Source organism: Moraxella ovis, assembly GCF_900453105.1.
Classification (GTDB): Bacteria; Pseudomonadota; Gammaproteobacteria; order Pseudomonadales; family Moraxellaceae; genus Moraxella; species Moraxella ovis.
Genome location: NZ_UGPW01000001.1, coordinates 1,609,795 through 1,628,442, shown reverse-complemented (window position 1 = coordinate 1,628,442; position 18,648 = coordinate 1,609,795). Strand labels below are relative to the sequence as shown.

Here is an 18,648-nt window from a genome sequence, read left to right as displayed (position 1 = left end):
TTAAGCCTGCATCTTGGCAAAGCCAAATAATCCCACCATGATCATCAATACCCCAATCATACTAATGAGCGACGGTGCTGATGTACCTAATAAAGCCATGCCACCTAAGATGGCAAATAGCACTTCGCTCGCTTGTGTGGCATCGATGGTGGCGATCTGCGCGATGGTTGTGGCTTTGGAGCGTGCTAACAGAAAAATACCCGTTGTGATCACACCTGCAAATAACGCCACAAAAAACGTATTAAATACTTGAGATGTATTTGGCAAATCTGGCTGTATGACAAAGCCAAGCACAAGCCATAGCGGCAAAGAGCCTGTGGTCAGCAGCCATACTTTATTTAAGGCGCTGTGCATGAGTGGCGATGTGATGTGTAGGATGGCTTGGGTGAGTGCGTTGTGATGCGTGGGCTTAGTAGTACCATACCAGACCAGCTGATTACCCACAGGGAAACAAAATCCTGCAATGAATGCTGGCAGTGCACTCATCAGTAATAAAGTGCTTGTGCTGCTTGTGGTGTGGTTCGGCCCTTCACCAAGGTTGGCAATTAGGACACCGATGAATATCAGTAGACTTGTGCCAATGATGCGCTTGTTCAGACGCTCGCCAAATACAGCCAAGACAATCAAGCTTGCCACAGCGGTTAATTGAAAAGTCGCGGCGATGATCCAGCCGGATGCGTGATCTGCACCAAAGCACAAAAATGCATAAAACCCACCAAAGCCAATGCCACCTGTCACACACCAGAATTTCCAATAATCCATGAACAGCGCACTAAGACCAACCAAGGTCTTAACGCCGTCTTTTAGGGCGATGAGCGCGCTTAATATGAACCACATAAAGATGTAGCGGCCACTTGCCGACCAGAACCAATGACCGTTTTGGCTTGCCATCAGTTCGTTAAGTACAAACGTTGTACTAAAAAATAACCCTGCAAGCAGCCCAAGCAGTACCAAGCGAGCCATCATGGGCGATCAGTCGCTTAGCAATGATTCGATAAGTGCGTTTTGACGAGCTGTCTGCTGCGTTAGGGTTAGGCGCTGTGCTTTGATGATGGTTTGTAGATCGCCCAATGCGGTACCAAAGTCGTCATTAATCACAACATAATCAAAGTGATGGTAGTTCTTCATCTCAGTGACCGCGCCCGCCAGACGTGTCTCGATGACATCGCTGCTGTCCTGTCCGCGATTAGACAATCGGCTGCGCAGCGCGTCAAGACTTGGTGGCAAGATGAAGATCATCACAGCTTGCGGGGATTTTTCTTTGACTTGTAATGCGCCTTGCCAATCGATCTCTAAGATAACATCGATACCTTGGTTAAGTAAGTCATCCACTGCTTGCTTGCTCGTGCCATAATAATTGCCAAAGACTTCAGCATATTCAAAAAAAGCACCTTTCGCGATCAACTGCTCAAAAGCCGTCTTGTCAGTAAAATAATAATGCACGCCATCAGATTCAGCAGGTCGTGGCTGTCTGGTGGTGTGCGAGATGCTGACCTTTAGGTTGTCCGTAGTGGCGAGTAGCTCTTTGACGAGGCTGGTTTTGCCGGTGCCTGAGGCGGCGGTGATGATGAATAATGTGCCTTGTGCGCTCATGGGGTGCTCTTGATGAATACAGAATAAAAACGATTATTATAACATAAGCCTAAAAAGCCGCCTAATGTTAATCTCATTAAAGGCGCGCCATCCAAAGCCTTAATTTTAACGACCAAAGTGGCGCGATGCCGGTAAAGCTTTGATGAATTTTACCGTCTTTTAGGATGACGAACGATGGCGTTACTTTGCCTTGCCAGCCCTGAAAAACCTGACCATCCAAGTCATTAATCACCATAAAATCAAGCTGATTTTTGGTGAGATAATCTGCCAATTCGACCGTGCTGTCCGATCGTGTGGCAACCGTAATCACAGGCGTACCATTCTCGTGTAATGTCTCGACATTCGGCGTGGTGATGCGACAGATCGAGCACCATGTACCCCAAAAATACACCAATACAGGCGTGTCATGGCTTTGGGCGACGGCATCAATGATCTGACCTTGATTGGTCTGATAGCGAAGCTCTGGCGTGTCGGGCAGAGTGGGTGCGCGCCAAAGATTCACCGCCATATAGATGACGATGAAGATCAGTAAATATTTTAACGCGTTTAAGATGATGTTTTTCATAATACAAAAATAAAAATACCACCTAAAAAGATGGTATTTTGTGAGAATGGATTAAAGTTGTGCAATGATTTGATTAAATGTTGCACTTGGGCGCATCGCTTGGGTCAGTACGTCACGATCGGCTGAGTAGTAGCCTTTGGTGTCAATGGCTTTGCCTTGAACGCTGTTCAGTTCGTTCACGATGGTTGCTTCATTTTCGGTCAATGCCTTGGCGATTGGTGCAAACTCAGCCGCCAACTGCGCATCGGTGTTCTGCGCTGCCAACTCTTGCGCCCAGTAAGTTGCTAGGTAGTAGTGGCTGCCACGGTTGTCAAGCTCGCCTGCTTTACGCTTAGGTGACTTGTCATTTAGTAGAAGCTTCTCTGTGGCGGCATCTAGTGCGTCAGCCAGTACTTGAGCTTTGGTGTTGCCGGTTTTTTGTGATAGGTGCTCAAGCGATACTGCCAATGCTAAGAATTCGCCTAGGCTGTCCCAGCGTAGGTGATTCTCTTCGTTGAACTGCTGAACGTGCTTAGGTGCAGAACCGCCCGCGCCAGTCTCGAACATGCCGCCGCCGTTCATTAGCGGTACGATAGACAGCATCTTCGCTGAAGTGCCCAGCTCTAGGATTGGGAATAGGTCGGTCAGGTAGTCTCGCAGTACGTTACCAGTGACGCTAATAGTGTCTTTCCCTGCTTTTAGGCGCTCTAGCGTGAAGCGAGTAGCATCAGCTGGCGCTAGAATGCGGATGTCTAGACCTGCAGTGTCAAGCTCAGCCAGATATGCATTGACTTTCTTAATCAGTTGAGCGTCGTGTGCACGGTTCTCATCCAACCAGAACACAGCAGGAGTGTCAGACAGACGAGAGCGGTTCACGGCAAGTTGTACCCAGTCTTTGATCGGAGCGTCTTTGGTTTGGCAGGCGCGCCAGATGTCGCCAGCTTGTACGTCGTGACTTAGTAGAACGTTGCCAGTTTCATCGATCACTTCAACTTTACCATCAGCAGGGATCTCAAAGGTCTTGTCGTGTGAGCCGTATTCTTCAGCTTTTTGAGCCATCAGACCAACGTTAGGCACAGTGCCCATGGTAACAGGGTCGAATGCGCCGTGTTCTTTACAGAATGATACTACGGTCTCGTATAGTGGCGCATAAGTACTGTCAGGGATGACGATCTTGGTGTCTTGTAGTTCGCCATCACGGTTCCACATGCGACCTGAGGTGCGGATCATCGCAGGGATAGATGCATCAATAATAACATCACTTGGTACGTGTAGGTTGGTGATGCCTTTGTTAGAATCAACCATGGCGATGCTAGGACCTTCAAAGTAAGACTTGGCGATCAGCGTCTCAACATCGGTGCGAGTCTCGGCATCTAGCTTATCTAGGTTGGCAAATAGGTTGCCCAGACCGTTGTTCGCGTTCACGCCTGCTGCGCTTAGCTTGTCGCCGAATTTTTCGAAGACTGGTGCGAAGAATGCTTTAACTGCGTGACCGAAGATGATTGGGTCAGAGACTTTCATCATGGTAGCTTTCATGTGTAGACTAAACAGCACGCCTTTGTCTTTGGCGTCTTTGATTTCGCGATCTAGGAAGGCTACCAAGGCGTTTTTGTTCAGTACGGTTGCATCAAACACTTCGCCTTCTAGTAGTGCAACAGGCTTACGAAGTTCGCTGCGGTTGCCAGCGTTGTCGGTAAATACGATAGATACGCTGCCTGCGGTCGGTGCGGTGAATGATTTTTCGTTATGGAAGAAATCATTGTCCGTCATCGTCGCTACGTGCGTCTTAGAGTCGGCAGTCCATGCACCCATAGAGTGTGGGAATTTCTTAGCGAAGTTTTTAACGGCTTTAGGTGCGCGGCGGTCAGAGTTACCTTCACGAAGTACAGGGTTTACCGCAGAGCCTTTAACGCGATCATAACGTGCTTGGATTTCTTTTTCTTCGTCGGTGGTTACTTCGGTTGGGTAGTTTGGCACGTTATAGCCATCGCCTTGTAGCTCTTTGATGGTGGCCAGTAGCTGTGGTACAGAAGCTGAGATGTTAGGTAGTTTGATGACGTTGGCATCAGGTTGCTTTACCAGCTCACCAAGCTCAGCCAATGCGTCAGCTTTGCGTTGTTCTTCGGTCAGATATTCTGGAAATTGTGACAAAATACGTGAGGCTAGAGAGATGTCGCTGGTTACAAATTCGATGTCAGCACTTTTAGTGAAGGCTTGTACGATAGGTAGTAGTGAATGGGTGGCTAGGGCAGGGGCTTCATCAGTATAGGTATAGATGATGGTAGATTTGCTCATAAAAACTCCGATGTTATTGTCTCATAAATAGGGTGAATGGTTGATGCGCCTAATGTCACACATTATTCAATCGCTGCAAGCGGATGACTTGCAACTAAATCCATTTGTCGCGTGGCTATTATACCACCTTTGACGGATGCATAACTATATTGTTTGGATGATAAAACTGCTATTATCATTTATTTAAAAAATACTATCATTTAAATTGTCTATCATCATTCAGTTGTTTAGGGTTTTTGGATGTTTTCTAGTAAGCTTAGAAAACCTTTCATATAAGCCAGTTCCTGACTGTCGCTACGAATTGCGGCGTACAGTTGGCAGTACACGCCAGCGCCCAGTGGGCGGCTGACCACCCAGCCTTTTTTCTCGTATTCGCTTGCCACCCAGTCAGGTAGTGCCGCCACACCGCGTTCACTGGCGACCAGCTGTATGAGCATGGCAGTAAGTTCAGTTGTGCGTATTTGTTTTGGCATGGCGCCATTAGGCTCTAAGAATTTAGCAATAATGTCTAGGCGTTTTTGTTCTACAGGATAGGCGATGAGAGTCTCATCGATGAGGTCCTTGGGTTCGATGGTGTTATGACTGGCTAGCAGATGTGAAGGCGAGAGCACCAGACGGCTTTCATAAGTAAATAGCGGCTCGTACAGGATGCCTTCAATGGGTAAGTTGCTTGCGGTGATCAGTAAGTCGATGTCGCCATCAATGAGCATCTGATGTGGTTCAGGCTCAAACCCTGAGGTAAAGTCCAGCTCAACATCGCTGTATTCTTTACGATAAACGTTTAAAATTGGCATTAGCCAATCAAAACAGCTATGGCATTCACTGGCAAGCCTTAATTGCCCTGCCTGACCGTGTGCCAGTCGTTTGATGTCGGATTTGGTGCGGGCGACCTGCGGTAGAATGCTGTCGGCCAGCTGCAGTAAGAGTTTGCCTGCAGGCGTGAAGCTCACAGGGCGCATGCGACGATTCACCAAAGATATGTCATAAAAACTTTCAAGTTCTTTGAGCTGATGAGAGATGGCGGATGCGGTCAGATTTAGCTCATCGGCGGTGGTCGCCAGTGAGCCATGACGAGCCAGCATAGAGAGCATTTGCAGATGACGGATTTCTAGCATGATAATCTTAACCTAGTGATTTAAAATTATTCAATATTTTAGCATAAGATTTAAAATTTTTTCATGTTAAAATGACGGTAGTTTGTGGTATTAAACCATTGCAAATTGTTCTTAAATTTTATTTAAAGATTATGGGGGTGGGTGAATAATGAACCGTTCAGATGGGACTTATAAGCACATTCTTGACGCTGGCCGCGGGTTTGGCATGCGCTTTATGCGTTGATTTTGTTTGGGCTTTGGTATTGTTGTCCAACGCTTGAGGTCTTTAACCTTGATGGGGTCTGGGCTGGGCTGTTGCACGCGGCATGTTTGGCAGTATTTGGGATGGTGTCAGGATATCTGACGAGGCGCTGGATTGCGATAAAATTAGAGCATGGCGTGGATTTAACCAAGATTGATAAATTTGCAAAGCGACTGGGCTGGGTGATGCTGGCGATTGTTCTTGTGAGTGTTATTGTTATGGCATTCAATGCTTAATATCAAGTAGCTTGGTTGAGATTTGAAAGTTTATAAATAAGTCCTCATAATGGAAAATTACCCATAAACCAAAAACCCCAATGAATACCATTGGGGTTTTGTATGGATCAATAAAAATACCAAGGCAAAAACGGATAGCCACCGTAGTAGCCGTACCCATAAGGGCGGTGAATGCGCTGACTCATCTCGTATTGTTGAAGCCCCATCATGTTGGCATGGTGCAGCTCTTCTAAGTTATGATCGCAGACACCGGTCAATTCATAGCCGCGTCTGCCCATCTCGTAGGCATTCGATTTCGTGCAGTAGCTTTTTAGCCCGATTTGACGACCTTCTTCCCAAGCGGCTCGGTTTGGGCTGATGCCAGCTGCTTGGCAGATTTTTTGATGGCTTAGGATGCGTTGGGCGCTGTAGCCGTTTTGACCGTCTTTGATGCCGATATTCTGCCAGTCTGCACTTGCGCAGTCATTGACGTTGAACTGTGGCTGTTTGGTGGTGCAGCCTGTTATGGCGAGGGCTAGGACGAATGCAGACAGCAGTATTGGTTTTTTCATGATGTCACCTAAGGGTGGGATTATTTTATTATTATAATACGATTTTTAAGAAAAATTGTATGATTATTTTAACAAAAAACCCTGCCAACTTGACAGGGTTTTTGGATGCGAAACGTATTACACGTCTTCGCGGTATTGAGGTACTGGCTTTTTGAAGCCGCTTGTCTTGATGCCTAGCCAGATAAAGCCCAGGAATGCCCAGAAGATACCCACACCAAAGGTGGTGCTGTCCACTTCTAGCCACATCAAGAAGATGCTGATAAAGCCAACCACAGGTACGATCACGTAGCTTAGGATTTGCTTAGGTGTCTTAACCATCTTATCACGCACCGCATAGCGGAAAATTACCGATAAGTTCACAAAGCTAAATGCAGTCAACGCACCGAAGCTGATTAGGTTTACCACTGTCTCTAGGCTAATAAAGCCTGCGGTCAATGCCACGCCACCTGCGATCAGGATGTTGTTCACTGGAGTGAAGAATTTCGGGCTTAATTGACCAAAAATCTTATTGCTGATCACGCCGTCACGACCCATCACATACATCAGACGAGATACGCCAGCATGAGCTGAGATACCAGACGCCATTACTGTGACAATCGCAAAGCCCAGTACGATCGCTTGGAATGCCGAACCCCCCACAAGTAGCAAGATCTCTGCTTGAGTCTCATCCACTGCTTCAAAGTACAGTTCAGGGCTACTTGGTAGGTAGGCTTGCATGAAGTAGCCGCTGATGATGAATACAATACCTGCGATCAGCGTTGTTAGAATCATTGCTTTTGGCAGGGTGTTTTTAACGTCTTTGGTCTCTTCAGCAAGGCTAGAAATCGAGTCAAAGCCTGTGAACGAGAAGCATAGAATGGTCGCACCTGTGATCAACGCACCAACGCTGGTCATCTCATCCCAGAATGGCTTCAAGCTCCACAGCTCATAGATGTCTTCAGGGCGAGTATTGGCAGCGTACTGTGCCATTTGTAGCTTGCTATAAATCAAATAGGTGAATACAGCAATAACCACCAACTGCACCGCTACGATCCAGCTGTTAAAGTAGGCAACGGTCTTTGAGCCAAAAATATTGACGATGGTCATCAGACCTGTCAGGCCAATCACCCAAACCCAATGGTTCACCGAAGGGAATAGAGCTTCAAGATATAGCACCGCCAAGATGATATTAACCATCGGCGAAAGCAGGTAGTCTAGCCAACTTGACCAGCCAACCATAAAGCCCATTGATGGGTTGATTGCTTTTTGGGTGTAGGTGTAGGCAGAACCTGAAGAAGGATACGCTCTGATCATGTGACCATAGCTGATGGACGTAAGCAAGATAGCAAACAGTGCAAAAATATAAGACATCGGCACATGACCACCACTGTCGCGAGATACCATACCAAAGGTATCAAGTAGTGTCATCGGCTGAATGTAGGCAAGACCAATAATGATGACGTGCCATAGACCAAGATTACGCTGCAACTTGGCAGCATTAGCAGGAACAGGTGAAATACTCAACGTATTATCCTCCAAAAGCGTGCGTAAACGCAAAAAAGAGAAAAGGCGTTGGGGTGCGTAATACTGTTTCAAACGTGCTAATGACAGATTGGGATAATCTGATTTGGGCGTGTTTGAGATTTGATTAAGCTATCAACTCCAAGAATTTTTTACAAAATAAAACCCAAAAACGCCAATGTGGCAGATTTGGGATTTTTCAGATGAAAAATAGAAGTGCATTGTACCGTAAAAAAATAGCATTGTCAGCTATTTTTGATAAAAATAAGCCACATTTGGCAACAATTTTGTAACTTGAGCCAGATTTTTGCTTATTTTAAATCCTTATTTTTACAAAGGTTTTACAAGTTTTGGAAATTTTAACCGATAAAGCTGATAGGATAATTTTAATCAACCACCTTTTAAGGTTAAGCTGCGACCGCCATCGATGGCGAGTATCTGACCTGTGATGTAATTTGCGCCTGCCAAGAACGCCACAGCATTTGCGATGTCTTTGGGCGTGCCGATTTTACCGAGTGGCACAGAGTCGGTCAGGGTTTGTTTTGTGCTGTCGTTTAATTCGCTGTTTTGGTTATCATCAGGAAAAATGTTCACGCCTGGCGATACGCCATTGATGCGAATGTTGGGCGCAAGCTCAAGCGCAAGGCTTTGCACCATCATGTGGTGGGCAGCCTTTGCTATGTTATAAATCGGGTAGCCGACAAAGGGCTTATCGCGCGCATGAATGTCCAGCAGGCTGATGATGGCGCCGTGTCGCTTGGCAAGCTCATCTTTAAAAGTTAGGCTCAAAAAAAGCGGCGCTTTGGCGTTGGTCAAAAATAAATCATCCCAGTGCGACTGCCAAGTTGCATGATCGTCATTCAGTGAGGTCGAATAGAAGCTAGACGCGTTATTTACCAACAGATCCAGCCGCCCGAACAGTGATAAGACATCGTTGGTGAATTGATTTAGTAGAACACTGTCATTAACGATGCTAAGGTTGGCTTGGATGGTGTTGGCAGAATTTGGGCGGATGGCGTTTAACTCATCGCGCAGTGCTTTGGCAGCATCTTGACTGTGGTTGTGATGAATGATGACATCGTAGCCCTGTGTGTGCAATGCCTGAGTGATTACGCGCCCGATACGCTTGGCGCCACCTGTGATTAAGGCGACTTTAGATGAATTCATGAGTGCTTCCTTGTTATATCTTTTAAATACTGATCTATATAATCTGCGAGCTGGATTTTTCTTAAGCGTGTCAGCTCATCACCGATTGCTTTGCCTTTTAGGTTGGGATTGACGTCATTAATGCCAATTTTATTGTGGATTTTGATGGCGTTTATCATGAAATCCATTGATATGTTGGTCTCATGAAGTGCATTTACTGTCTGTATCAATAGGCGTATCGTCTCATCATCTTTGTGCGCGCGTGTCTGCTCGATCAAAGACAGCAGGGTGTCTGCATCGATATTTGGCAGCTTTAGGATGTTACCCTGATGCGTAATGAATGCCTTGGCAAAGTTCTTGATGTGATTGGGAGTCATCAGGCGATTGGCGGTGTGTTGTAGTTTGTCCAAGGCATCAGGATCGCCCAAAAATACCGACATGAGCAAGGCAAATTTGATTGTTAGAGACGCATCTGAATGGTATTCAAGTGCAGCAAAGGCGGATTCTCGTCGCGCTTTGTCTTGCAGGCTGTCAGACAGTTCTGGCAAGATGTGTTTTAAAATACCAAGCTCTAATAGCAGCTTAAAATACGCGTATCCGTGCTTCTCGCCTAAGGCGCGCGCAGATTCGCTCCATATGCGTTCGCGACTTAGGTGGTTTAGCTCGCCATCTTTGGCGATGCTTTGCATGAGTGCGGCGGTCTCATCTGCCACCACAAAGCCCATTTCATAAAACCGCGCATAAAACCGCGCCACCCTAAGCACCCTAAGCGGATCTTCGCTAAAGGCAGGCGAGATGTGGCGTAAGACTTTTTTGTCAAGATCGTCTTGCCCGCCATAAGGGTCTACGATCTGACCTGTCAATGCATCATCAAAAAGCGATCGCACAGGCATCGCCATCGCATTGATGGTAAGGTCTCGGCGCATGAGATCGCCTTCTAGGCTGACGTTATTCGTGCTTACACTAAAGCCTTGATAACCGTGTCCGCTTTTTCTTTCGGTACGGGCTAGGGCATATTCAGCGTGAGTGATGGGGTGTAAGAATACAGGAAAATCTGCACCCACCTGCTCAAAGCCTTGCGCTAGCATCTGCTCAGCCGAACCGCCCACAACCATAAAATCCTTGTCTTTAATAGGGAGGTTTAGCAGGGTATCGCGCACCGCGCCACCCACCAGATAAATTTGCATCGATGAATCACCATTGAAATTTGTTTGATTGTACTGTTTTTTTTGACACAAAAAAAGACCCTGTGTGGCAAGGTCTTTTCGTCTATGGGTATGCTTAAGCTTGCATTTCTTGAACATCGTTCACAGTCAGTGCCGTCATGTTGACGATACGACGCGCGGTGGCCGATGGGGTAAGAATGTGCACAGGCTTGTCTGCGCCTAGTAGAATCGGACCTAGTGCCGCCGAACCTGTGGCAGTTTTTAGAAGGTTGAAAGCGATGTTTGCAGCATCTAGCGTCGGTAGGATCAGCAGGTTCGCTGAGCCTTGGAGTGAGCTAAATGGGTAGCTTTGCTTACGCATGCGCTCATCCAATGCGATGTCACCGTGCATTTCGCCATCAAATTCAAAATCAACATTCATCTGAGTTAGGATGTCATGAACTTTACGCATCTTCACAGCAGATTCACGGTCTGACGCGCCGAAGTTTGAGTGTGACAGCAGGGCAACTTTTGGTGTGATGCCAAAGCGGCGCACGCTCTTGGCTGCCAAGACGGTCATCTCAGCCAACTCTTCTGCGGTTGGGTCGTCATTGATGTAGGTATCGGCGATGAATAGGTTACGGTTTTGCATCAATACGGCGCTCATCGCGTAGAAGTTGCTGATGCCTTCTTTTTTGCCGATGACTTGGTTTAGGTATTTTAGATGCAGGTGGTAGAAGCCAAACGTACCACAAATCAGACCGTCAGCGTCACCAAGCTCTACCATCAACGATGCGATCAGTGTTGTCTTACGACGTACATCACGACGAGCCAGTTCTAGGCTGACGCCGTTGCGCTGGTTGGTAGTGTAGTGATGCTGACTGTATTCTTCGTAGCGTGGGTTGTTGTTCGGATCAATGATGGTGATATTCTCACCGTCGATCAGACGCAGACCAAGTGCATTGATTTCTTGCTTAATAACCTCAGGACGACCAACAAGAATTGGCGTAGCGATCTTCTCATCAACCACAACTTGCACAGCGCGCAGTACGTTGATGTCTTCGCCTTCTGCATAGACGATGCGTTTTGGATTGCGTTTGGCCTTATTGAATACAGGCTTCATCGCAAGGGCGGTGTTGTACACGAATTCAGATAGCTTCTGACGATACGCATCGAAGTCTTCGATAGGCAGTGTCGCAACGCCTGTATCCATCGCCGCTTTTGCAACGGCAGGGGCGATCTCCAGGATTAGGTTTGGTTCTAGCGGGCCAGGGATCAGGTACTCACGACCGAATGATTTGGCAGATTTGCCGTCATCTTCTAGTTCGGTAGATTCTGTGTGTGCCATGGCTGCGATGGCGTGCACGCAGGCAAGCTTCATCTCTTCGTTCACAACTGTTGCGCCTACATCTAGCGCACCGCGGAAGATATACGGGAAGCAAAGCGCGTTATTTACTTGGTTTGGATAATCTGAACGACCTGTCGCCATGATGACATCAGAACGTACCGCGTGGGCAAGCTCTGGCATGATCTCTGGGGTTGGGTTGGCTAGCGCGAAGATGATTGGATCTCGTGCCATCGAACGCACCATGTCTTGAGAGACGACGCCAGGACCTGACAGCCCCAAGAACACATCAGCACCCACCATGACCTCTGCCAAAGTGGTTTTGTCAGTGTTTCTGGCGAAGCGCGCTTTTGATTCATCCAGATTTTCACGACTGGTGGTGATGACGCCTTTTGAATCTAGTACGTAGATGTTTTCTTTGCGTACGCCTAAAGCGACTGCCAGATCAAGACATGAGATGGCTGCTGCGCCTGCGCCTGAACAGACCAGCGTGATGTCGCTGATGTTTTTACCGTTTAATTTTAGGGCGTTAAGTAGAGCGGCTGCCGAGATGATCGCTGTGCCATGTTGGTCGTCATGGAACACAGGGATGTTCATGCGACGACGAAGTTCGCGCTCAATTTTAAAGCATTCTGGCGCCTTGATGTCTTCTAGGTTGATGCCGCCAAAGGTCGGTTCAAGACTTGCCACTGTTTCGATGAATTTGTCTGGGTCGGTTTCGTTGATTTCGATGTCAAATACATCAATGCCAGCAAATTTCTTAAACAGTACGCCCTTACCTTCCATCACAGGTTTTGATGCCAGTGCGCCAATGTTGCCCAAGCCAAGTACAGCGGTACCATTGGTGATGACGCCAACCAAGTTAGAGCGAGCGGTGTATTTAGCGGCAAGTTTTGGATCTTTTTCGATTTCAAGGCATGGTACGGCAACACCGGGTGAGTAGGCGAGCGCCAAATCACGCTGGTTGGCGATTTGTTTGGTTGGGGTGATGGAAATCTTACCAGGTCTTGGATTTTCGTGATAATGCAGGGCGGCTTGTTCAAATTGAATGCGTTGGGCGTCTATCTCAGAGGCAAATGTGGTGTCTTTGGTTTTGTCCTGTGCAGGGACATGTTGGTGTGCCATGTGATGTTCCTATGATGGGATAAAATGAGAATATTTTAGCATGATTTTTGGGTGAGCGCTAGGTCTGTTTGGTGGCAAAAAGATGCCACTTGCCCAAGAAAGTAGCACATCAAAAAGACAAAAATCAACGCATTCACCCCAGCTTTTGGCATGATGACAGTGATTGATGGGTTTGGCATGACAAAGCCGCCGTGTGTCAGACGCCATGATGTGTTTGGTCTTTTTTTAAAACCTCAGGCTTTAAAAAATCCCCCATCAGCACTAAGCCGTGGGGGTGATACAAGCGTGAACTGATAAGCTACGTGATTCGCAGCTGAATCAAAACAGATGCTTCATCGCCAGTTCTTCTTGCTGAATACGAATAAAAAGCAGTACGCCATAGATGGGCAAGCCGATGAATAAAACCCACCAAGCCTGACAAAGCAGGGCGATGCCAATGAGTTCTGGTATGATGTTCAAAAAATAATTGGGGTGTTTGAAAGTGCGAAACAGCCATGAGCGGTTGATGGTGTGATTGGGCAAAATGTAGACTTTGACCGTCCAAATCTCGCCAAGTGCCTTGATGATGAACCAAAGCACAAGCAAAGAAGCGCTCACCATCGCTGCACCAACGGCGGAGATGACATCAAACTGTACGCCAGCGACGACAGCACTCGCCAACGCAGAAAAATAATAAACGATGTGTGCAGCAGCAAGCAATTTGGAATGGCGTTCACCAACTTGGGTTGCACCTTTTTTGATGAGAGCCTTTTCATGTTTGATGGAGATGCCCAAAAAATACAAACGAATGGCAAAAAAAATCACAAAAAATACCACGATGGCGGTCATGTTTCTTTCCCAATAAATAAAAAAGTAGAGGTGATGTGGGTATAAGTCTGGCTCATTAAGACCAGCGAAGGATAAATCAAGTGGATGGGGCTGATGAAGCAGACAGCTTGCAAAAGCTGGTGTGCCATCAGCACCCATCGTGAAAATCAAGCATTCATCATACGAGCTGCCTTTAGGGCAAAATAAGTCAAAATGCCATCACAACCTGCACGCCTAAACCCCAGCAGGCTTTCTAAAATCACGCTATCAGCCAGCCAGCCGTTTTGAATGGCTGCGATGTGCATGGCGTATTCGCCAGAGACTTGATAGGCAAAAGTCGGTACACCGAAGTTGTCCTTGACCTCACGCACGACATCTAAATAAGGCTGACCAGGCTTGACCATCACCATGTCTGCCCCTTCACTGATGTCCAAAGCCACCTCGTGCAGAGCCTCGCTTCGATTGGCAGGGTTCATCTGATAGCCTTTTTTATGCCCTTTGAGATTGCCAGCACTGCCGACAGCATCACGGAATGGTCCATAATAAGCAGAAGCGTATTTGGCAGAGTATGCCATGATGGCGGTGTTGTGATGACCCTCAGACTCCAGTGCCTCACGCATCGCACGAATGCGACCGTCCATCATGTCGCTTGGCGAGATTACATCTGCCCCTGCCGCTGCATGAGTCAGAGTTTGTTTGACCAAAGCTTCTATGGTTTCATCATTTAGCACATACCCTGTGGTGTCGATGATGCCGTCTTGACCGTGTGTGGTGTAGGGATCAAGCGCCACATCGGTCATGACAATCATGTCAGGACAAGCATCTTTGATGGCTTTAATGGCATGCACAGCAAGCGTGTCTGGGTGATAGGCGTCATCGCCATTGGGAGTTTTTAGGGCAGGGTCGATGACTGGAAAGATGTCCACCATACGCACGCCAGCTTGATACAGCTCTTTGATGTGCTCGACGGTCAAATCAATCGACAATCGCTCAACGTCAGGCATGCTCTTGATGCTTTGGCGTTCGTTCTTGCCCTCGATCACGAACAGCGGCGCAATGAGATGACAAGGCTTTAGGTGTGTCTCAGCGACCATGTCTCGAATGCCATCAGATACGCGCAGGCGTCTCATGCGAGTTAGGGGGAATTGACGATTAAAGGTGTGATTTGACATGATGATTCTCGGTATTGTTATGTGATTATTTTTGCTTATCTTATCAAAATTTTGACAAATAAAAAAGCCGACTCTTAGACGGCTTCTTATAATAATAGGTTTAGAATTCAACTTCAGCGAACTGTAGGCATAATTTGCGATTTTGGGCTTTTGGGTAGCTTGCTGTCCATGCGCGCACGCTATTTAGGGCGTTACGATAATTGCGCTGTGAATGCATTCGGCGCAGTGTGTCGTTTGGGCTGGCGGATGTTGGAATGAATGAGCGTAATTGTTGGTTATAAGCGCGGGTAAATGCAATGCGCTGATTGGCAGTCAGCATGGGCGGACAGATCTCAGACAACACCTGCACCAAAGCAAGCTCATACTGCGTCACCGCCAAATCCGGCTCAGATGACTGATAAGACGTGCCGTGAGTCGCCATGAAGCGTGGATTGGCGTGGGCAAAATTCATCACGCTCGCCAAAACCATCATCATGCAGACGATTGACTTCACATTAAGATGAGTACGAACAACGCCGAATGAGCGCGCGATGAATCGCGATGACAAGGCGTTTGAGACTTTAGTGATGACCATGCAAAAAATACGCTAAATTTAAGCTGCGTATATAATAAATCTTTACGCCAAAAAAGTCATATAAAATCCTTGGTGAAAGTGTTGTGTTATTGTTTATTTCCTCAAAAATTAGCAACACGAGTGTAAATTTGGTAATATTAATTTTTAATCATTTATTGATAAATCATTGAAAGTTATGATTATTTTATGATTTAAAAATAATCACCATGGCGACAATTTGTCTTATGCATTAACGGATGATTACAAGTTGACAGATTTGGCTTTATCTATAAGGTGCGATACGGGCAATGCCTTACCGAGAATGGTGGCGACAAAAAACCAAAAATCCTTTATACTATTTGCTATTTTTAGAACACCCTAAGAACAAGAATCACAATGAGTCAAAACCGCCTAATCGACCCCAATCCAAAAAAAGACGACGCATTAGATCGTGCGATACGCCCTGCAACTTTGTCTGATTATATCGGACAATCTAAGGTTCGTGAGCAGATGGAGGTCTTTATTACGGCGGCCAGACAGCGCCAAGAAGCTCTTGATCATACGCTTATTTTTGGACCGCCAGGGTTGGGTAAGACAACGCTTGCCAACATCATCGCGCGTGAAATGGGCGGTAATCTACGTTCAACATCAGGCCCTGTGCTTGAGCGGGCTGGGGATCTGGCGGCGATGCTGACCAATCTTGAAGAAGGCGATGTGTTATTCATTGATGAAATTCATCGTCTAAGTCCTGTCATCGAAGAGATACTATACCCTGCGATGGAAGATTATCAGCTTGATATCATGATTGGCGAAGGCCCTGCCGCGCGTTCGATTAAGCTTGATTTACCGCCTTTTACTCTAGTGGCAGCGACCACACGTGCAGGGCTGTTGACCGCGCCTTTACGAGATCGATTTGGTATCGTGCAGCGACTTGAATTTTATAATGTGGCTGATTTGACGACCATTGTTGATCGTGCGGCGAGACTGATGGGTATTGCCATGGACAAAGGCGGGGCGATCGAGGTGGCTCGTCGAAGTCGTGGCACGCCTCGTATCGCCAATCGTCTGCTGCGTCGTGTTCGCGACTATGCAGAGGTGAAGGGCGATGGTTTGGTAACCGAGTACATGGCAAGTTCAGCGCTAGACATGCTGTCAGTGGACAAGCAAGGACTTGATCATCTTGATAGACGCTATTTACTCATGCTAAAAGATCGCTTCGATGGCAGACCTGCGGGCGTGGAGGCGATTGCTGCGGCGATGGCAGAAGACAGAGGGACGCTAGAAGATGTGATCGAGCCTTATTTGATTCAGCAAGGCTACATTCAGCGCACACCAAAAGGGCGAATCTTATTGGATAAAGCACTGTCAATCGACATTTAAATGTAGTGATTTGCTAAAAATCTCTAAGATTTGATATAAAACTGATAAAAATTAAGCTAAAATATACCTATTTTACCCAATGATGACATGCCTATGAATGTAATGGCTAAGGTGTTGTCTGTATTTGTCCTAGGCGTATTGACGCTATCAGGCTGTGAATTAGACAACCCAACCCAAAAGCAACATGTCGCTGAGCCAACTTCTGCCAAGACTCAGCAATCATCTGCACAGCAATTTTGCAATAATCAGCTTATCATCGATAGCTATCATCAGCAGCGTTCAGACGTCCAAGTGCGAGGCTGTGGTCGTGTGGCAGCGATATTGCCTGATGACAATAAGGGCTCTCGCCATCAAAAATTCATCGTCCGCCTAGAAGACAGCAAACACACGGTGCTGATCGCGCATAATATCGACCTTGCACCACGAGTGGCGAAGCTCAAAAAAGGCGATGACGTGGGGTTTTATGGTGAATATGAATACACCGATAAAGGCGGTGTGGTGCATTGGACGCATCATGATCCAGCGGGTCGTCATCAAGGTGGCTATATCGAACATCAAGGTGAGTGCTTTGAATAAGCGCAATCAAAGATTTTTTTAAAACTAGGTATCATTATGAATACTCATATCTTTATAAAAACAGCGCTCGCAGCGACGCTATTGATTGCGATGAATGCGATTGCTAACGATGGTGTTGAAACCGCACTACCTGCCACGCCTGAGGTAGCGACAGAGGTTGTTGATGTTGCGGTGACCGACGTCATTGATGCGCCGATTAAGAGTCGTGTTGAGGGTGGGTCGTTGTTTTATGAGTGTGCGGCGGTGATTAGTGATGCGGCGCGTTTGGCGTGTTTTGATTCGATCGCTAAAGGCAACACGCCTGCCGTACTTCAACAAAAACAACCAATCGCATTGGGTGAGACCATCCGTAGCATTACTGGTAAGCGCCAAGTGGTCTTCGCCGAACCATCCGCCCAAGATGCTGTTGAGCACATTACTGATAGCAATGCCAATGTAGCAATCAATGAAGCCGAAGTGCAGCGTCTGGCCAGCAACTATACACCGCTGTCACTAAGCTATGATTTGGACAAAAACAGTGAAGCAGGACTGTGGCGTGTACGCCCACATAACCCTGTGTATATCTTGCCGATGTATTTTCATGGCAAGCCAAACCGTCATCCTGGCACACCAACTCAAGAAACCTGGCATTATACACCTAATGAGCAGCGCGCCCTGGAGCTAAAATTCCAATTGTCATTAAAATCAAAAATGATGGATAATGTCTTTGGGACGAATGCAGACCTATGGTTTGGCTATACCCACATGGCGCACTGGCAGATTTATAATGAGGATAATTCTCGCCCATTCCACGCCCATGACTATGAGCCAGAAGTATTTGTTACGCAGCCTGTATCGGCGGATCTGCCATTTGGTGGTCGTCTAAGAATGCTTGGTGGCGGCTTGGTGCATCACTCTAATGGCGAAGGGGAGCGGTTGTCACGCTCATGGAATCGTGCCTACATGATGGCAGGCATGGAATGGGGTAAGCTGACTGTTATGCCGCGTCTATGGGGTCGCATCTTAAAAGAGGGTAATGACGTGCAGCCTGACGACAACCCAGACATTCTAGATTACTACGGCTACGGCGATGTAAAATTCCTTTATCAACTGGATAATAACAAAAACATCTCAGGCACAGCGCGCTACAACCCAAAAACAGGAAAAGGTGCGCTACAGCTAGACTACGTACATCCTATCGGTAAAGGCATCAGCGGCTATGTGCAGCTGTTCCAGGGTTATGGTCAGTCGCTGATTGACTACAACCACGAGGCCACATCGATCGGTGTGGGTGTGATGTTAAACGACTGGATGGGTCTATAAATAGGCGCCTAAATCACTCTGC

General features: G+C 47.0%; 18 protein-coding genes. 4 read left to right on the top strand and 14 right to left on the bottom strand.

Going from position 1 to position 18,648, the window contains the following annotated elements; genetic code table 11:
* From DYD54_RS07795 to DYD54_RS07775, 5 genes are all read right to left on the bottom strand, one after another.
* Positions 1-966 (bottom strand): multidrug resistance efflux transporter family protein, encoded by a 966-nt coding sequence (locus DYD54_RS07795; protein ID WP_323807412.1) that lies wholly within the window; start codon positions 964-966, stop codon positions 1-3.
* A gap of 6 nt (positions 967-972) precedes the next feature.
* Entirely contained in the window at positions 973-1,593 is a 621-nt protein-coding gene (gene gmk, locus DYD54_RS07790) for a guanylate kinase (RefSeq protein WP_063514439.1), read from the bottom strand.
* 76 nt (positions 1,594-1,669) lie between these two features.
* A complete protein-coding gene (locus DYD54_RS07785; RefSeq protein WP_063514438.1) occupies positions 1,670-2,158 on the bottom strand; it encodes a protein disulfide oxidoreductase in 489 nt (162 codons plus the stop codon).
* A gap of 51 nt (positions 2,159-2,209) precedes the next feature.
* The gene (locus DYD54_RS07780) at positions 2,210-4,432 is read right to left on the bottom strand and encodes an NADP-dependent isocitrate dehydrogenase (RefSeq protein ID WP_063514437.1); all 2,223 of its coding nucleotides are present in this window, start codon (positions 4,430-4,432) and stop codon (positions 2,210-2,212) included.
* Between the two features lie 227 nt (positions 4,433-4,659).
* Positions 4,660-5,547, bottom strand: coding sequence for a LysR family transcriptional regulator (locus tag DYD54_RS07775; protein WP_063514436.1), 888 nt, complete (start codon positions 5,545-5,547; stop codon positions 4,660-4,662).
* A gap of 309 nt (positions 5,548-5,856) precedes the next feature.
* Between DYD54_RS07775 and DYD54_RS11425 the strand changes: the two genes are divergently transcribed.
* A complete protein-coding gene (locus DYD54_RS11425; protein ID WP_155400029.1) occupies positions 5,857-6,024 on the top strand; it encodes a hypothetical protein in 168 nt (55 codons plus the stop codon).
* A gap of 107 nt (positions 6,025-6,131) precedes the next feature.
* On the opposite strand, the gene DYD54_RS07765 is transcribed toward DYD54_RS11425, so the two are convergent.
* The 9 genes from DYD54_RS07765 to DYD54_RS07730 all read right to left on the bottom strand — a co-directional run bounded on the left by DYD54_RS07765 (position 6,132) and on the right by DYD54_RS07730 (position 15,389).
* Positions 6,132-6,575, bottom strand: a complete 444-nt coding sequence (locus tag DYD54_RS07765) for a DUF2799 domain-containing protein (RefSeq protein WP_063514434.1) — start codon at positions 6,573-6,575, stop codon at positions 6,132-6,134.
* A 117-nt stretch (positions 6,576-6,692) separates the two neighbouring features.
* Positions 6,693-8,078 (bottom strand): APC family permease, encoded by a 1,386-nt coding sequence (locus tag DYD54_RS07760; protein ID WP_063514433.1) that lies wholly within the window; start codon positions 8,076-8,078, stop codon positions 6,693-6,695.
* 387 nt (positions 8,079-8,465) lie between these two features.
* Positions 8,466-9,242: a pteridine reductase gene (locus DYD54_RS07755; protein WP_063514432.1), complete on the bottom strand. Its 777-nt coding sequence runs from the start codon at positions 9,240-9,242 to the stop codon at positions 8,466-8,468.
* Positions 9,239-10,408: a tRNA nucleotidyltransferase/poly(A) polymerase-related protein gene (locus DYD54_RS07750; RefSeq protein ID WP_063515015.1), complete on the bottom strand. Its 1,170-nt coding sequence runs from the start codon at positions 10,406-10,408 to the stop codon at positions 9,239-9,241. Before DYD54_RS07750 ends, DYD54_RS07755 begins: the two co-directional genes overlap by 4 nt.
* A 94-nt stretch (positions 10,409-10,502) precedes the next feature.
* Positions 10,503-12,836, bottom strand: a complete 2,334-nt coding sequence (locus tag DYD54_RS07745; protein WP_063514431.1) for an NADP-dependent malic enzyme — start codon at positions 12,834-12,836, stop codon at positions 10,503-10,505.
* 35 nt (positions 12,837-12,871) lie between these two features.
* A complete protein-coding gene (locus tag DYD54_RS11420; RefSeq protein ID WP_157079188.1) occupies positions 12,872-13,015 on the bottom strand; it encodes a hypothetical protein in 144 nt (47 codons plus the stop codon).
* A gap of 139 nt (positions 13,016-13,154) precedes the next feature.
* Entirely contained in the window at positions 13,155-13,664 is a 510-nt protein-coding gene (locus DYD54_RS07740) for an isoprenylcysteine carboxyl methyltransferase family protein (RefSeq protein WP_063515014.1), read from the bottom strand.
* Positions 13,665-13,810: 146 nt separating this feature from the next.
* Positions 13,811-14,815, bottom strand: a complete 1,005-nt coding sequence (gene hemB / locus DYD54_RS07735; RefSeq protein ID WP_063514430.1) for a porphobilinogen synthase — start codon at positions 14,813-14,815, stop codon at positions 13,811-13,813.
* A 100-nt stretch (positions 14,816-14,915) separates the two neighbouring features.
* On the bottom strand, positions 14,916-15,389 hold the full coding sequence (locus DYD54_RS07730) for an MCR_0457 family protein (RefSeq protein WP_063514429.1): 474 nt from the start codon (positions 15,387-15,389) through the stop codon (positions 14,916-14,918).
* Positions 15,390-15,764: 375 nt separating this feature from the next.
* On the opposite strand from DYD54_RS07730, the gene ruvB reads away from it, so the two are divergent.
* The 3 genes from ruvB (at position 15,765) to DYD54_RS07715 (ending at position 18,626) form a co-directional block, all read left to right on the top strand.
* On the top strand, positions 15,765-16,748 hold the full coding sequence (gene ruvB, locus DYD54_RS07725) for a Holliday junction branch migration DNA helicase RuvB (protein ID WP_063514428.1): 984 nt from the start codon (positions 15,765-15,767) through the stop codon (positions 16,746-16,748).
* Between the two features lie 93 nt (positions 16,749-16,841).
* The gene (locus tag DYD54_RS07720) at positions 16,842-17,324 is read left to right on the top strand and encodes a DUF3465 domain-containing protein (protein ID WP_370446597.1); all 483 of its coding nucleotides are present in this window, start codon (positions 16,842-16,844) and stop codon (positions 17,322-17,324) included.
* Between the two features lie 36 nt (positions 17,325-17,360).
* Positions 17,361-18,626: a phospholipase A gene (locus DYD54_RS07715; RefSeq protein WP_084260667.1), complete on the top strand. Its 1,266-nt coding sequence runs from the start codon at positions 17,361-17,363 to the stop codon at positions 18,624-18,626.
* Positions 18,627-18,648 lie beyond the last annotated feature (22 nt).

What these genes read in the sequence shown, in the direction of transcription:
- DYD54_RS07795 (WP_323807412.1), bottom strand. Translation starts at nt 966, where the DNA reads ATGATGGCTCGCTTGGTACTGCTTGGGCTGCTTGCAGGGTTATTTTTT.
- gmk (WP_063514439.1), bottom strand. Translation starts at nt 1,593, where the DNA reads ATGAGCGCACAAGGCACATTATTCATCATCACCGCCGCCTCAGGCACC.
- DYD54_RS07785 (WP_063514438.1), bottom strand. Translation starts at nt 2,158, where the DNA reads ATGAAAAACATCATCTTAAACGCGTTAAAATATTTACTGATCTTCATC.
- DYD54_RS07780 (WP_063514437.1), bottom strand. Translation starts at nt 4,432, where the DNA reads ATGAGCAAATCTACCATCATCTATACCTATACTGATGAAGCCCCTGCC.
- DYD54_RS07775 (WP_063514436.1), bottom strand. Translation starts at nt 5,547, where the DNA reads ATGCTAGAAATCCGTCATCTGCAAATGCTCTCTATGCTGGCTCGTCAT.
- DYD54_RS07765 (WP_063514434.1), bottom strand. Translation starts at nt 6,575, where the DNA reads ATGAAAAAACCAATACTGCTGTCTGCATTCGTCCTAGCCCTCGCCATA.
- DYD54_RS07755 (WP_063514432.1), bottom strand. Translation starts at nt 9,242, where the DNA reads ATGAATTCATCTAAAGTCGCCTTAATCACAGGTGGCGCCAAGCGTATC.
- DYD54_RS07750 (WP_063515015.1), bottom strand. Translation starts at nt 10,408, where the DNA reads ATGCAAATTTATCTGGTGGGTGGCGCGGTGCGCGATACCCTGCTAAAC.
- DYD54_RS07745 (WP_063514431.1), bottom strand. Translation starts at nt 12,836, where the DNA reads ATGGCACACCAACATGTCCCTGCACAGGACAAAACCAAAGACACCACA.
- DYD54_RS11420 (WP_157079188.1), bottom strand. Translation starts at nt 13,015, where the DNA reads ATGCCAAACCCATCAATCACTGTCATCATGCCAAAAGCTGGGGTGAAT.
- DYD54_RS07740 (WP_063515014.1), bottom strand. Translation starts at nt 13,664, where the DNA reads ATGACCGCCATCGTGGTATTTTTTGTGATTTTTTTTGCCATTCGTTTG.
- hemB (WP_063514430.1), bottom strand. Translation starts at nt 14,815, where the DNA reads ATGTCAAATCACACCTTTAATCGTCAATTCCCCCTAACTCGCATGAGA.
- DYD54_RS07730 (WP_063514429.1), bottom strand. Translation starts at nt 15,389, where the DNA reads ATGGTCATCACTAAAGTCTCAAACGCCTTGTCATCGCGATTCATCGCG.
- ruvB (WP_063514428.1), top strand. Translation starts at nt 15,765, where the DNA reads ATGAGTCAAAACCGCCTAATCGACCCCAATCCAAAAAAAGACGACGCA.
- DYD54_RS07720 (WP_370446597.1), top strand. Translation starts at nt 16,842, where the DNA reads ATGAATGTAATGGCTAAGGTGTTGTCTGTATTTGTCCTAGGCGTATTG.
- DYD54_RS07715 (WP_084260667.1), top strand. Translation starts at nt 17,361, where the DNA reads ATGAATACTCATATCTTTATAAAAACAGCGCTCGCAGCGACGCTATTG.